The following is a 15190-nucleotide window of genomic DNA, read 5'->3' on the forward strand; positions in this document are numbered from 1 at the left end:
TTAAACCCATGCAACCATTTTTGGTTGATTCTCGTCTATACTTATAGAAACACTTTTTAAAAGGCTTTGAAAGTAATTAGCTTACATCAGGAAGAAAACGAAATGATTGCATTGGCTGTCCAGAACAACCGGCAGGCACAGCAATGGATTTATTCTAAATATTCTCCCAGGATGTTAAGTGTCTGCCGGCAGTATATAAAAGACCTGCACTTAGCCGAAGATGTAATGATTACCGCTTTCATGAAAGTATTTGTCAGCTTAGGGAAATTTGAAAACAAAGGAAGTTTCGAAGGCTGGATAAGACGCATAATGGTTAACGAATGTATTTCATTTATCCGGGTCGAGAAAAAAGTAAGTTTTGCTGAGGATGAATTTTTTCCAGAAGAAAGTTTCAATAATATCGAAAGTCATTTTTCCGTAGAAGATATTCAGTTTTTAATAGACAGTTTGCCTGATGGTTATAAAATGGTTTTCAATTTATATGTTATTGAGGGATACAAGCATCAGGAAATTGCAAGTTTATTAGGAATTAACGAAGGGACGTCAAAGTCACAGTTGTCACATGCTAAAAAAATGCTGCAGGGGCAGATTAATAAGTTAAAAAATTATAGTTATGGAACCGAATAAAATTGAAAATCATTTCAAAGAGCAATTAAATGCTCGGGAAATAAAACCTTCGGAAATGGCGTGGGACAAATTAGAAGCAATGCTTGATGCTGCAGATGAGAAACCAAAACGCAGTTTTAAATGGATATATGCTGTAGCAAGTATTGCCGGGTTTTTATTGATTAGTACGATTTATTTTAATCGTATCGAAACTGTAAAAATAAATAAGGATCTGCCAATAGTCCTTGAACAAAAAACAGATACAAATCATTTAGAGGAACAGAAAGTAATCAGCAAAAGTGTTTTGCATGAGCAAATTCAAAAAAGAACAGCGAAGATACAAAGAGTTGCGGCTTCTAATATCGCTCCTAAAAAACAGCTGAATCAACTCAAAAATAAAGAAGCGCTTCCAGCTATCAATAATTTAAAAGAAGATAGCGCTATAGTTAATTCTTCTGAAGACAAGAATTACCAGACGGCTTACAAAAACAAATACATTTCAGCTGAACAATTATTAGCGGAAGTCAGCAATACCAAATTTGAAGCAAAAGTTACTAACAAAACTATTGAAACCAGAAAAGCTATTTCTGTAAATCCAAATGATCTATTGCTGAATGCTGAAACTGAATTAAATCAATCTTACAGAGAATCAGCTTTGGACAGATTTAATAAAAAATTAAATGCAGTAAAAACTGTTTTAGTTAACAGGAATTACGAAAAATAAATGAAGAATCATCAATAATCAATCATCAATCAAAAAACGAAAATCATGCAGAAAATTATTTTATTTACCACAATATTATTGGTTGCTATAGTTACCCAATTGACAGCTCAGGAAAAAGATTCAGTACAATCTTTAAAGTGGAGTACTGGTCAATCTGAACCTAAAAGGTTTGAAATTGGGCCTGATAAAAGTCCTGAATTTACTAATCAAAATGTTTTTACCATCAAATCGATTAAAAGTAAAATCGAAGGTTTTGGAAGCAGTATGAGAACTATTAATCCAGATTTGTTTTTAGGAAAAACAGTTAAAATGTCTGGTTATGTAAAAAGCGAAAAGGTAAAATCCTGGGCTGGACTTTGGATGCGGGTTGACTATTACAGTACAGAAGTTCTGGCTTTTGACAACATGCATAATAGAGCCATAAAGGGAACAACTGATTGGGAAAAATATGAAATTGTTTTATTTGTGCCAAAGGATGCAACCTCAATTTCTTACGGTGTTTTATTAGATGGAACAGGCCAGATTTGGTTTAAAGATGTAACTCTTGAAGTGGTTGAAGATACCGTTCCAGAAACGGGGACGAATAAAGGACGAGAACACAAATCAATTTCATTTGAAAAAAAAGCAAAAGCAATTGCTAATCAAATAAAAACAATAACAGATGATGAGAAAAATGCCCTAAAAACTGAGATAGATTCATTAGACAAGCAAGTTGTAGATGGTTCTATTTCTAAAGAAAAGGCAGATGCGTTAAAATTAAAAAAAGCTCAAGTACATGCCGCTAATATTGATACAAAAATAGCTGTTGAAGAAGAAAAGTTAAATCAATTAATTCAAGATAAAGTTAACGAAAAAGTTGAAGATGAGAATGTAAAGAAAAGATCAGGGACAAGTATTATAATTGGTGGCAGTAATGATTCTGCTATTATAGATGGGACAGAAATTAATGTTACATCAATGAAGGTGTATCATGGACAAAAGGATAAGGAAAATCGTCAATCTAAAAGAACTACGTCTCAGTTTGTTTTTGCGCTTGGGGCTAATAATCTGGTAACCGATAAACAAGTTGCCAACTCCGATTTTAAATATTTGAAATCGCATTTTTATGAATGGGGACTGACTTATAATACAAGAATTTTGAAAGAAGATAATCTCTTGCATTTTAAATACGGAGTTTCATTGATGTACAATAATCTTCGTGCTACAGATGACCGCTATTTTCAAAAAAACGGACCGCAGACTGATTTAGTGACAAGTCCAGTCCATTTAGACGAATCCAGATTTAGAAATGTTTATGTCATGGTGCCATTGCATCTGGAATTTGATTTTACAAAGAAAGAAGTTCGAGATGATGCCAGTTATTTTAGAACCCATAAGAGTGCAAGAATTGGTATTGGCGGATATGCCGGATTTAGAGTCAAATCCAAGCAGATTCTTTGTTTTGATGATGCTGTCGGAAATGATGTAGAGCAAAAAACAAAAGGGAATTATAATGTAAACGATTTCAATTATGGTTTGAGTACTTATGTAGGGTATAAAGCAACAAGTTTGTATTTAAAATATGATTTACAGCCTTTATTCGAGAATAATCCTGTAGACCAAAATAATATTTCGTTGGGACTTCGTTTCGATTTTAATTAAAAAAGTTTTAGTTAGTTTTTTAAACCCTTTCAGAGTTTCAAACTTTGAAAGGGTTGATATTTTCAAAAACTTAGTAACTTAGCGACTTAGTAACACAGCAACCTAAAAATAAATTGATTTCACAAGCAACCATAGATTCTGTTTTTGAAACCGCTCGAGTAGAGGAAGTTATTGGCGATTTTGTACAGTTAAAAAGAGCAGGAAGTAATTTTAAAGGACTCAGCCCATTCTCGGATGAGCGTTCTCCATCGTTTATGGTATCGCCTGCAAAAGGAATCTGGAAAGATTTCAGTTCTGGAAAAGGAGGGAATTCTGTTGCTTTTCTGATGGAGCATTCACATTTTACTTATCCGGAAGCCATCCGTTATCTGGCCAAAAAATACAATATCGAAATTGAAGAAACAGAACAGACTGAAGCTGAAAAAGCAAATACAGATGTTCGTGAAAGTATGTATCTGGTTTCTGAATTTGCAAAAGATTATTTTCATAACACACTGTTGCATTCCGAAGAAGGAAAGGCAATTGGTCTTTCGTATTTTAAAGAAAGAGGTTTTACGGCAGAAACTATAAAGAAATTTGCACTTGGATATTCTCCAGAAGCATGGGATGCATTTACCAAAGAAGCTTTAGGAAAAGGCTATAAACTGGAATTTCTTGAAAGCACTGGATTAACTATTGCCAGAGAAGATCGCCCTTTTGACAGGTTTAAGGGAAGAGTAATGTTTCCTATACAAAGTATGTCGGGAAGGGTGCTGGGTTTTGGTGGCCGAATTTTAACTAATGATAAAAAAGCTGCCAAATATTTAAACTCACCAGAGAGTGAAATTTACCATAAAAGCAAGGTGCTTTATGGTATTTTTCAGGCCAAACAATCAATTGCTAAACTGAATAATTGTTTTTTAGTCGAAGGATATACAGATGTTATCCAGTTTAATCAAGCGGGTATCGAGAATGTTGTAGCTTCATCTGGAACGGCTCTTACTCCAGATCAGATACGTTTAATTAACAGGCTGACAAAAAATATAACGGTTCTGTTTGATGGTGATGCAGCGGGACTTCGTGCTTCTATACGAGGAATCGATTTGATTCTTGAAGAGGGTATGAATGTAAAAGTCTGTACATTTCCTGATGGTGAAGATCCGGATAGTTTTGCCAAAAAAACGCCCCATGATGATCTGGTTGCTTATTTAGATGCTAATGCAAAGGATTTCATCCAGTTCAAGGCTTCAATTTTAATGGGCGAAGCTAAAAATGATCCAATTAAAAAAGCCGATCTCATCCGGGATATGGTACAGAGCATTTCGAAGATCCCAGATAGAATCCAGCGTGAAATTTATATTCAGGAATGTTCTAGAATAATGGATATTTCGGAACAGGTGCTGACAAGCACTTTGGCGCAGCTGGTTCAGAAAGATGTTGCCGAAGTTGGAAAAAAAGCAAAACAGGAACAAAAAGCTTTCGAAATTGTAAAAAATGAAAGTCCTGTTCAGGCTGCAAAAGTGGATGTCTTATATCGTTTGGAGCGCAAAATAATCGAGATTCTTTTGCTATATGGTAACAAAACAGAGGAGTTTGAGGATGATTTTTTGAGAACAAATGAATCAGGAGAGATCGAAATAGTAACTGAAAAGAAGGAGTATAAGGTATATCAAAGGATATATCTGAGTCTGCAGGAAGATGAGGTGGAACTTGCCAATCCTTTATTCCGTGATATTTTTAATGACTTAATTCAATATTTTCTTCAGAATGAAAATTTGGAATTTGAGAAATATCTAATGCAGTTAAATTCCGATTTTGCTCAGGAAGTGACCGATATTTTAATGGAAGATGAAAGGCTGGTGCTGCATAATTGGATAGGACAGAATATTTTTCCTAAAACAAAAAATGAAACTATAAGCCAATATGTGTCTGAAACTATATTGACGATGCGCTGGTATTTAGTGGATAAAATTATAGATGAATTAAAAAACTCTGTATCAAATGAACCAGGTTCAGATAATACAGAGTCTATGTCTTTAGCGATGGATTACTACAAATTAATTAATTCTTTTTCGAAAAAATTAGGTAGAGTAATGTCCCGCTACAGTTAAACGATTTCTAAAGTTTTAGCTTTATTTACTAAATCTACTAGATTCGTAACGTTTAATTTAGTTAACAATCGTAATTTGTAAGTACTGATTGTTTTCTCGTTAAGCGATAAAATTTCAGCGATTTCATGGTTTTTCTTGCCATCGCTCAAATAACGCAGTACTTCAACTTCGCGATTAGAAAGCTTTCTGTACAAGCGTTCGCTTTTGCTTTGTTTTGCAATCAAAGCAATGTTTTTCATTACGGCTTCATTCATGATGATTTTGCCTTGGTTAACTTTGATGATCGACTGACCCAAAGTTTCCAGTTTTTCAGTTTTGTGAACAAATCCGGATACTCCAGCTTTAATGGCATTTGGAGCATAAATCTGTTCTGAAAGACCGCTGTAAAAAACGATTTTTGTTTTTGGAAAATTTTTCAAAACCGATTTGATTTCGAAGATACTTGAAAGGCCTTCAAGTTCCAGATCCAACACAAGCACATCTATTTCTTTAGTAAGAAGGATGTCTTTTACCATTGCGAAATTGCCAACGTTAGCAACGATTGAAATTTCTGAATGGTCTTTGAAGTACGATTTTATTCCAAAATGTACTACAGGATAATTATCTGCTAAACAAACTTTAATCATGGTATTTAGTTTTAGGATTGTTTTTGAAGATATAAAATTATAAAATTATTTCCTTATAAGTATCATTTTTCGGACAAATTATTTTTTTTTAACAATTTATTAGGCAAACCGGTATCGGATTCATCTTATGCTGGTTGTTTTTGTTAAGTTTTTTATAAATTTCGTAAACCGTTTTTTCACGTTCTGAGAATGTGCTAGGGTCTGTTCCTGAATCAGTTGCTTCCATTGCCCACTCTAATTCGTCATAACTTGCACCCAGCTGATCTTCATCGGATCTATCATCACCAAATAATCCGTCTGTAGGAGCAGCAGTCAAAATAGAGTCTGGAATTTTTAAATATGTACCCAATTGATACACTTCAGATTTCATTAAATCGGCTATTGGACTCAAATCAACACCACCATCTCCATATTTAGTATAGAATCCTACACCAAAATCTTCTACTTTATTTCCTGTTCCTGCCACTAGCAAGCCATGGATACCTGCAAAATAGTATAACGTAGTCATACGCAAACGCGCACGGGTATTGGCAAGTGATAAATTTACTGCTGCTTCGTTACTCGTTGATGGAACTTCTTTTTTGAAAGTTTCAAAAACTGAAGTTAAATCGGCAATAGCATTAGTAACATTTGGGAATCTGTTTTTTAGTTGTTCAATATGTTCCCTGGCTCTAGAAACATGGCTGGGAGCCTGATGAATTGGCATTTCGACGCATAGTACTTTTAAGCCCGTCTGTGCGCAGAGCGTTGAGGTAACTGCTGAATCTACACCGCCGGAAATCCCTACAACAAATCCATTTACTTTAGAGTTCTCAGCATAGCTTTTTAGCCATTCAACAATATGAGTATTTACTTTTTCGATTTCTAAGGTTCTTTTTTTAGTCATAATAGTTTAAGTTTTAAAAAGCAGGAATGTATATTTGCAAAAAAAATAAGCAACATGTTTTTTAGATTTGCTTTGAAAACAAATTTAAATAAAATAATACAATTCAATAGAGGATGTTTGGTTGAGGTTGAAAATGCTCGTGAAGATTTGCGAATTATTCTCTAAAAACATCAATAAGCTGATAAATAAATAAAATAAGTATGAAATTATTTCTCTTATCAATGGTTAGCTGTTTGCTTTTTTGGTCTTGTGATCAAAAGAGCAAAGTCGAAAAAGCTATTGATGAAACTCCTTTAGAGGATATTAAGGTAGAACGTTTTGATAAACAGTTTTTTGAAACAGCGCCAAAGGATCTCGCTAAATTAAAAAAGCAGTATCCTTACTTTTTTTCGCCAAAGATTAATGATTCTGTCTGGCTGAACAAAATGAATGCTCCTATATGGAGAGAAGTATATGCCGAAGTTCAGAAAAAATACTCCAGTACCGAAAAAATTCAAAGTGAAGTGGAAGTTTTGATTCAGCACATGAAATATTATTTTCCCAAAACAAAAACTCCTAAAGTCATTACTTTGATTTCGGATATGGATTATTCAAATAAAGCCATTTATGCCGATTCTTTGGTGATTATTTCATTAGAATTGTATTTAGGGAAGGATCATAAATTTTATACTTTTCCTAAATATATTAAACAGAATTTTGAGGAAAGACAAATGATGCCCGATATCGTAACTAGTTTTTCTGCCGGAAAAATTGCTCCTCCAGCGGAAAATAATTTATTGTCTCAAATGATTTATTTTGGAAAAGAGTTGTATTTAAAAGATCTTTTAATCCCAGAATATACCGATGCTGAGAAAATGGGTTATACTCCTGAGCAGATTGTCTGGTGTCAGGAAAATGAAAGTTACATTTGGCGTTACTTTATAGAAAAAGAAATGCTGTACAGCAATGAACAAAAACTGGCTTCACGTTTTATAGATCCATCACCCTTTTCTAAATTTTATTTGGAAATAGATAACGATTCTCCCGGACGAGTAGGGGCATGGATTGGCTGGCAGATAGTCAGATCCTTTATGGAAAATAATAATGTTACGGTAGATAGGCTGCTGAAACTTGATGCTAAAGAAATTTTTGAACAATCAAAATACAAACCCAAGAAATAATGTCAGATAAAAATACTTCGGAAATTAAATTTTTAGTCGAACTAGACGAAAACCGCGTACCAGAAAAACTTTTTTGGACAGCAGAAGACGGCGGAGTAAATCTCTCTGAATCGAAAGCTATTATGCTTAATGTTTGGGACAGCAGAGCAAAAGAGAGCATGAGAATTGATTTATGGACAAAAGACATGCCTGTTGATGAAATGAAAATATTTTTTCACCAGACATTGGTATCCATGGCCGAAACTTTTAAAAGGGCGACAAATGATGAAAAAATGTCGGATACGATGTTAGACTTCTGTGATTATTTTGCAGAGAAATTGGAGTTAAAAAGATAGGTTTTTTTCATCTGATAAATAAAAATATCCCAAAACTGGAGATCGGTTTTGGGATATTTTATTTTAAGAAGGTATTAAAACTCCGAGTTATTTTTGAAAACCTCTTGGTTAACTTCGTCAATATAGTTTAGCAGTACGTCTTTTCCTGTTGCTTCTGTTGATGAAGTAACAAAATAGGGAGGCATTTCTGCCCAGTTGTTGGCAAACATCTGTTTTTTGTAGGCTGCAATATGCGAGTCAATTTTTGTTTTACTGATTTTGTCGGCTTTGGTGAAAATTATACAGAACGGAATTTCGCTTTCGCCCATATACGACATGAATTCAATATCAATTTTCTGTGCTTCGTGGCGGATATCAATTAATACAAAAGCGCAGACTAATTGCTGTCTTGTCTCAAAATAATCCGTGATGAATTCCTGAAAAATGGACTTGGTTTTCTTAGAAACCTTGGCATAACCATAACCGGGTAAATCAACCAAAAACCAGTTGTTGTTAATCAAAAAATGATTAATCAGTTGTGTCTTTCCTGGTTTTCCTGATGTTTTAGCCAAATTTTTGTTATTGGTCAGCATGTTGATTAATGAAGATTTCCCAACATTAGAACGGCCAATAAAAGCGTACTCCGGCAAAAAGTCCTTAGGGCATTTGCTTGCATCTGAGTTGCTTATTACGAATTCGGCAGTATTAATTTTCATGTTTTTGAGTATAAAGTTCTCTGTACAATTAATGTTCAGCCAAATGTGTATGGGTTAACCAGTCTTCCAGGTGTGCGTTGAATTCTTCCGGTTGTTCCATCATCGCGGCATGCCCACATTTGTCAATCCAATATAAGGTAGAATTGGGTAATAATTTGTGAAATTCTTCAGCAACATCGGGAGGCGTAACCTTATCATTTTTGCCCCAGATAATACAAGTCTGCACATGCATTTTTGGCAAATCTTTGGCCATATTATGACGGATGGCACTTTTGGCAATAGTTAGGGTTTTGATTAGTTTTATACGGTCATTTACAGTTGCGTATACTTCGTCAATAAGCTCTGGAGTGGCTATTTTTGGATCATAAAATACATCTTCAGCTTTTTTCTTAATGTATTCGTAGTCGCCTCTTTTTGGATAACTGTCTCCCATGGCACTTTCGTATAATCCTGAACTTCCTGTAATTACAAGCCCTGAAACTTTTTCTGGGAACATTTTAGTATGATACAAAGCGATATGTCCACCTAGTGAATTTCCCAAAAGGATAACCCTGTCTAATTTTTTGTACGTAATGAAGTTTTTTACATAAACTGCAAAACTTTTTACGTTGGTTTTTAATATGTTTTGAGTGTAAATAGGTAAATCGGGAATGATAATTCTATAGCCTTTGTTAGAAAAATAACTTGCTACCGCATCAAAATTACTAAGTCCTCCCATTAAACCATGTAAGATGACAATCGGAATTCCTTCGCCTGCTTCGTAATACCCGTATTTGCCTTCTTTTTTGTAATATTTTTCCATGTTTTAAACGACGATTTCAATTTTTTACAAATATAGGGTTTAAAAAATTAAAAAGAATTTCGGGGGCTGTTTTTTAACCTTTTATTCGTAAACACATAATTAATAGTTTTTGAGCCTTATTTTATTCTTTTTTTAACGATTGATGGATATTATTTATATGCTTTTAAGAATATGTTTAGGGAATGACTAAATAATGTGTTTTTCTCAAATCAGTTGCTTTCTTACAAATTATTGATACAATTGCTAATGTTCTGATAGTCTATAAACTAAGCGTTTTTGGCTAAAAGTGGTTAAACTTATTAACAAAGTGGTATAATGTGGTAAATTGTGGTAAAATTTTATATATTTTTGCTTAATACAAATCAACACAATTCACTTGGACACAATTATAGGGACATATGAGTGTAAAGTCGATGCAAAAGGACGGGTTTTATTGCCCGCTCCCTTAAAAAAGCAATTGGCTTCCTCGCTTCAAGACGGTTTCGTTTTGAAGCGTTCTGTCTTTCAGCCCTGTCTGGAATTGTATCCTATGGAAGAGTGGGATTTGATGATGAAAAAAATCAACAAACTTAATCGATTCGTAAAAAAAAACAATGACTTTATTCGTCGTTTTACTGCCGGTGTAAAGGTGGTAGAGATTGATGCCCTTGGCAGATTGCTGATTCCGAAAGATTTAGTCGTTTTTGCCAGTGTTGATAAAGATGTGGTTTTTTCTTCTGCAGTTAATATTGTAGAGATTTGGGACAAGGATCTGTATGAAAAATCAATTGATGGAGCAGATGTTGATTTTGCGGATTTAGCCGAAGAAGTAATGGGTAATTTAAATGACGATGACAATGGAATATCATAATCCTGTATTGCTTCACCCAACTGTGGATGGTTTGAACATAAAACCTGATGGAATTTATGTGGATGTTACTTTTGGCGGAGGTGGTCATTCAAAAGAGATATTGAAAAGACTTGGGCCAAATGGTAAACTGTTTGCTTTTGATCAAGACGAAGATGCTTTGGCGAATGCCTTGCCAGATGAAAGATTTACATTGATTAATGAAAATTTCAGATTTATAAAAAGATTTTTACGCTTTCATGGCGTGAAGGAAGTGGACGGTGTTTTGGGTGATTTAGGCGTTTCTTCTCATCAGTTTGATGTAGCCGAAAGAGGTTTTTCAACCCGTTTTGATGCTGGACTGGATATGAGAATGAGTCAAAAAAATGACTTGAATGCGTATCGAGTGGTGAATGAATATGATGATGCCAATTTAAGAAGGGTTTTTTATGATTATGGTGAATTGAAAAATGCACCAGCTTTGGCAAGAACAATTATTGAAGCCAGAGAACATCATCCAATCAAAACGACTGAAGAACTGAAAGAAGTCCTGGCAAAATACCTGCCTGAAAGACTTCGAAATAAAATATTGGCACAAATATATCAGGCAATCCGTATTGAAGTGAATCAGGAGATGGATGTCTTAAAGGAATTTTTGGAACAATCTTTAGAGATTTTGAAACCAGGCGGCAGATTGAGTGTGATATCTTATCATTCATTGGAAGACAGGCTGGTAAAAAGATTTATAAAAAACGGAATGTTTGAAGGGGAGCCCGAGCGTGATTTTTATGGTAATTTTTCTGTTCCTTTTAATACGATAGGAAAACTGATAGTTCCGGATAACGAAGAAATAAAATTGAATAATAGAGCACGAAGCGCAAAATTGAGAATTGCAGAGAAAAAGGTTGAGAAAGTTTAAAGGTTTAATTGCTTAAAAAGTTTAAAAGAGGATGTGAATGCTGGATTCTGTAATTCATAACTCATAACACATAATTTATTAATGAAAGGTGGAATTTATAACATATTAAAAGCACAGTTTCTAATAGATGATAATGCTGTCAAAAATTGGCGTTTTATCGTTTTTGTGATTTTACTTGCTATAATAATGATTGCGAATACCCAGCGTTACGAGCAAAAAGTATTTAAGATTGTTGAACTGAGTAATAAGGTAAAAGAGCTGCGTTCTGAATTTGTGGATAGACGTTCTGAATTGATGAAATTAAAAATGGAATCTACCGTTTCAGCAAAAATGGAAAAAAGACAAATTTATCCATCAACTGTTCCGCCTGTAAAAATAGAAGTTAAAGAGCCCGAAGAGAAAAATTTCTTAGAAAAATTATGGCAGTAGAAGATAAATATATATCCTATCGCACCTATCTGGTTGCCTTTTTCATCTTTTTGATGGCTATGGCTATTGCTGTCAAGTTAACTAATATTCAATGGGTTGATGGAGATCGTTACAGGGAGCTGGCTAAGGAAAGAACAGTGAAGAATTTTGTTATTCCTGCCAATAAAGGGAATATCTATTCTGCTGATGGAAGTCTGCTGGCCACTTCAATTCCGAGTTATACAATTCGTTTTGATGCAGTTGCGCCAAAAACAGAAGCTTTTGAAAAAAATGTAAAACTGCTTTCGGATTCATTGGGAATGATGCTAAGAAAATCAAGCAGTACAATCCAAAATGAATTAAGGAAAGCCCGAGTTCATAAAAATAGATATTATTTAGTAGCTAAAGGGCTGAGTTTTACTCAATATATGAAGATAAAAGGATTTCCTCTTTTTAATCTGGGAGCTTATAAGGGCGGTATCATAATTGAACAAAAAACAGTCCGCGAACATCCAATTGGGCAAATAGCAGAACGTACCATTGGGTATGAAAGAAAATTAACTGGCTACTCTGATGGGAAAGGAATTGAATGGGCTTATCGCGAATTTCTTAATGGAAAAGACGGTAAAATATTAAAGCAGAAAATTGCAAAAGGGCAATGGAAGCCAATTCGAGATGTAAATGAAGTAGAGCCTCTAGATGGCTATGATGTAATTTCGACTATAGATGTTTATATTCAGGATATTGCACATCATGCCTTGTTGAAACAATTGGAAGAATATGAGGCAGATCATGGCTGTGTTGTGGTTATGGAAACCAAGACAGGGCAGGTCAAGGCAATCTCGAATTTAGGAAGAGCAAATGATGGTACTTACTATGAGACAACAAATTATGCTTATGCAGAGTCTCACGAACCAGGATCGACTTTTAAACTAGTTGATTTGATATCAATATTAGAAGATAAAGTAGCAGACACAAGCACCGTTTATGACAGTCATGGCGGTATAATTACGTATTCTGGACGTAAAGTAAGAGATTCTCATGAAGGAGGTTATGGCAAGGTGTCTTTGGCAAGAGGATTTGAACTTTCTTCCAATACGGTTATGGTTCAGGCGGTATATAATAATTATAAAAATAACCCCACTAAATTTGTAAATCACATCAATTCATTTGGCTTAAATAAAAAACTGGGATTGGCTTTTCGAGGAGAAGGAGTTCCTTATATACCACAGCCAAGTGATAAGAGCTGGTCCAATATTTCTCTTCCGTGGATGGCATTTGGATATGGTGTTTCGGTTACGCCATTACAGACATTGACTTTTTATAATGCAGTAGCCAATAATGGTGTCATGGTAAAACCCATGCTGGTTACTGAAATAAAGGCCTGGGATAAAACCATAAAAAAATACAATACCGAGGTGATGAACCCGAAAATCTGTTCGGATGAAACACTACGTAAAGTTCAGGCGGTTCTGGCAAATGTGGTAAAAAAAGGCACAGGTTCTAAATTGTATTCCAAGGATTTTTCTATGGCTGGCAAAACGGGGACGGCACAAATGAATTATGCACTGAATGGTGGGGCAGATAAGCATTACGCATCATCGTTTGTGGGTTATTTTCCGGTAGATAATCCTAAGTATTCCTGTATTGTTGTTGTTCATAAACCCAATACATCGAACAATAATTATTATGGTGCCGATGTTGCTGGTCCGGTCTTTAAAAGAATAGCCCAAAAAATATTTACAGATACGCCTTCGACTAATGTGATTAAAAAATTAGACCGTCCTAATCCAATACAAGATGGCAGTTATAACAGCTATTATGCTAAAGCACAAAAAAAGCAGAATGTAATTCCAAATGTACGAGGTATGGCTGGAATGGATGCAGTGGCTCTATTAGGGAATCTTGGTTTGAAAGTTAAAGTTGTTGGGGTTGGAAAAGTTAAAAAACAGTCCCTTCAGGCGGGTCAGAATATTGTAAAAAATTCATCAATTCTATTGGAATTATCATGAGTATATTAAAAGACATATTATATAAAGTATCCATAGAATCTGTTACGGGTTCTACCGAAATTATTGTAAACCAGCTGCATTTTGATTCGAGAAAAATTGAGGCGGATGATGTTTTTGTGGCAATTCGCGGTACTATTTCGGATGGGCATGATTTTATAGAAAAGGCAATTGGGCTTGGTGTGGCAGCTGTTATCTGTGATACTCTTCCGCAGAATTTAATAAATGGCGTGACTTATGTTTGTGTAAAGGACACTAATGCTGCTTTGGCCTTTATGGCAGCAAATTTTTATGATAATCCTTCACAAAAATTGAAACTGGTTGGAATAACAGGAACTAATGGCAAAACGACTATTGCCTCCTTGTTATATCAATTGTTCAAAAAAGCAGGATTTAAAGTAGGACTGCTGTCTACCGTTAAGATTTTAGTAGACGAAGCAGAGCATAAAGCAACTCATACAACACCAGATTCTATTACAATCAATTATTTTCTTAATGAGATGATTGAGGCGGGCGTTGAGTATTGTTTTATGGAAGTAAGTTCTCATGGAATTCATCAAAAACGTACAGAAGCTCTGCATTTTAGAGGCGGAATATTTACGAATCTGTCTCACGATCATTTAGATTACCATCCAACGTTTGCCGAATATAGAGATGTAAAGAAATCTTTTTTTGATCACTTGCCTAGTTCTGCTTTTGCATTGACTAATAGTGATGACAAAAATGGTCCGGTAATGCTTCAAAACACTGCTGCCCGAAAATTGACTTACGCTTTAAAAACATATGCTGATTATAAAGCACAGATTTTGGAAAATCAGCTGTCTGGTCTGCTTTTGAAAATAAACGGCAATGAAGTCTGGGTAAAACTGATTGGAACTTTCAATGCATATAATCTTTTAGCAATTTACGGGACTGCTGTTGAGCTGGGCTTGGAAAGTTTTGAAGTACTTAGGCTGATGTCAGAACTGGAAAGTGTTTCCGGCCGATTTCAATATATTGTTTCGAATACCAACATAACGGCTATTGTGGATTATGCCCATACACCAGATGCTCTCGAAAATGTTTTGAATACGATTAATGATGTGCGAACCCATAACGAACAATTGGTAACGGTTGTTGGCTGTGGAGGCAATAGAGATACTGCTAAACGTCCTGTTATGGCTAATATAGCTGCTGAATTGAGTGACAAAGCAATCCTTACTTCAGATAATCCTAGAAATGAGGAGCCAGAAGCGATTATCCAGGAGATGGAAAAAGGAGTTCAGGCTCAGAATTTAAAAAAAGTTTTGTCAATTACTGATAGAATGCAGGCTATTAGAACCGCTTGTCAATTGGCACAGCCTAATGATATTATATTGATTGCTGGCAAAGGACATGAAACTTATCAGGAAATCAAAGGAGTACGTTATGATTTTGATGACATGAAAAATGTAAAAGAGATTTTAGATCAATTAGGAAAATAA

At 34.8% G+C, this 15190-nt stretch carries 15 protein-coding genes; 11 read left to right on the top strand and 4 right to left on the bottom strand.

The genetic code is table 11. The features are described 5' to 3' along the window. The first annotated feature begins 66 nt into the window (after positions 1–66). From ABEG11_RS03045 to dnaG, 4 genes are all read left to right on the top strand, one after another. A complete protein-coding gene (locus ABEG11_RS03045) occupies positions 67–627 on the top strand; it encodes an RNA polymerase sigma factor (protein ID WP_348822724.1) in 561 nt (186 codons plus the stop codon). Beyond that, positions 614–1330, top strand: coding sequence for a hypothetical protein (locus ABEG11_RS03050; protein ID WP_348822725.1), 717 nt, complete (start codon positions 614–616; stop codon positions 1328–1330). Before ABEG11_RS03045 ends, ABEG11_RS03050 begins: the two co-directional genes overlap by 14 nt. A 45-nt stretch (positions 1331–1375) precedes the next feature. After that, positions 1376–2971, top strand: a complete 1596-nt coding sequence (locus tag ABEG11_RS03055) for a hypothetical protein (RefSeq protein ID WP_348822726.1) — start codon at positions 1376–1378, stop codon at positions 2969–2971. A 113-nt stretch (positions 2972–3084) separates the two neighbouring features. Then, entirely contained in the window at positions 3085–5061 is a 1977-nt protein-coding gene (gene dnaG, locus ABEG11_RS03060; RefSeq protein ID WP_348822727.1) for a DNA primase, read from the top strand. Here the strand turns inward: dnaG and ABEG11_RS03065 are convergent. Together ABEG11_RS03065 and nadE are read right to left on the bottom strand one after the other, a co-directional pair. Further along, positions 5058–5687, bottom strand: a complete 630-nt coding sequence (locus ABEG11_RS03065) for a LuxR C-terminal-related transcriptional regulator (protein WP_348822728.1) — start codon at positions 5685–5687, stop codon at positions 5058–5060. The two genes, dnaG and ABEG11_RS03065, sit on opposite strands and share 4 nt — an antisense overlap. Before the next feature lie 88 nt (positions 5688–5775). Beyond that, positions 5776–6573: an NAD(+) synthase gene (nadE, locus tag ABEG11_RS03070; protein ID WP_348822729.1), complete on the bottom strand. Its 798-nt coding sequence runs from the start codon at positions 6571–6573 to the stop codon at positions 5776–5778. Between the two features lie 200 nt (positions 6574–6773). Here nadE and gldB point away from each other — a divergent pair, with 200 nt between their 5' ends. Further along, entirely contained in the window at positions 6774–7733 is a 960-nt protein-coding gene (gene gldB, locus ABEG11_RS03075) for a gliding motility lipoprotein GldB (protein WP_348822730.1), read from the top strand. Continuing rightward, positions 7733–8068, top strand: coding sequence for a gliding motility protein GldC (gene gldC, locus ABEG11_RS03080; protein WP_348822731.1), 336 nt, complete (start codon positions 7733–7735; stop codon positions 8066–8068). Before gldB ends, gldC begins: the two co-directional genes overlap by 1 nt. Before the next feature lie 74 nt (positions 8069–8142). On the opposite strand, the gene yihA is transcribed toward gldC, so the two are convergent. Continuing rightward, the gene (gene yihA, locus ABEG11_RS03085) at positions 8143–8763 is read right to left on the bottom strand and encodes a ribosome biogenesis GTP-binding protein YihA/YsxC (RefSeq protein WP_348822732.1); all 621 of its coding nucleotides are present in this window, start codon (positions 8761–8763) and stop codon (positions 8143–8145) included. A 28-nt stretch (positions 8764–8791) separates the two neighbouring features. Then, complete coding sequence (locus ABEG11_RS03090) at positions 8792–9565, bottom strand: alpha/beta fold hydrolase (RefSeq protein WP_325261664.1); 774 nt, start codon at positions 9563–9565, stop codon at positions 8792–8794. A gap of 376 nt (positions 9566–9941) precedes the next feature. On the opposite strand from ABEG11_RS03090, the gene mraZ reads away from it, so the two are divergent. The 5 genes from mraZ (at position 9942) to ABEG11_RS03115 (ending at position 15190) form a co-directional block, all read left to right on the top strand. Next, positions 9942–10415 carry a division/cell wall cluster transcriptional repressor MraZ gene (gene mraZ / locus ABEG11_RS03095; protein ID WP_348822733.1) on the top strand — a complete coding sequence of 158 codons (474 nt, stop codon included), beginning with the start codon at positions 9942–9944 and terminating at the stop codon, positions 10413–10415. Beyond that, the gene (gene rsmH / locus ABEG11_RS03100; RefSeq protein ID WP_348822734.1) at positions 10390–11310 is read left to right on the top strand and encodes a 16S rRNA (cytosine(1402)-N(4))-methyltransferase RsmH; all 921 of its coding nucleotides are present in this window, start codon (positions 10390–10392) and stop codon (positions 11308–11310) included. The genes mraZ and rsmH overlap by 26 nt, the downstream gene beginning before the upstream one ends. Before the next feature lie 81 nt (positions 11311–11391). Next, a complete protein-coding gene (locus ABEG11_RS03105; RefSeq protein ID WP_348822735.1) occupies positions 11392–11739 on the top strand; it encodes an FtsL-like putative cell division protein in 348 nt (115 codons plus the stop codon). Further along, positions 11730–13730 carry a peptidoglycan D,D-transpeptidase FtsI family protein gene (locus ABEG11_RS03110; protein WP_348822736.1) on the top strand — a complete coding sequence of 667 codons (2001 nt, stop codon included), beginning with the start codon at positions 11730–11732 and terminating at the stop codon, positions 13728–13730. The genes ABEG11_RS03105 and ABEG11_RS03110 overlap by 10 nt, the downstream gene beginning before the upstream one ends. Continuing rightward, a complete protein-coding gene (locus tag ABEG11_RS03115) occupies positions 13727–15190 on the top strand; it encodes a UDP-N-acetylmuramoyl-L-alanyl-D-glutamate--2,6-diaminopimelate ligase (RefSeq protein ID WP_348822737.1) in 1464 nt (487 codons plus the stop codon). Before ABEG11_RS03110 ends, ABEG11_RS03115 begins: the two co-directional genes overlap by 4 nt.

Origin of the sequence: Flavobacterium aestuarii (assembly GCF_040049115.1) — a bacterium.
In the GTDB taxonomy this organism is placed as follows: domain Bacteria; phylum Bacteroidota; class Bacteroidia; order Flavobacteriales; family Flavobacteriaceae; genus Flavobacterium; species Flavobacterium aestuarii.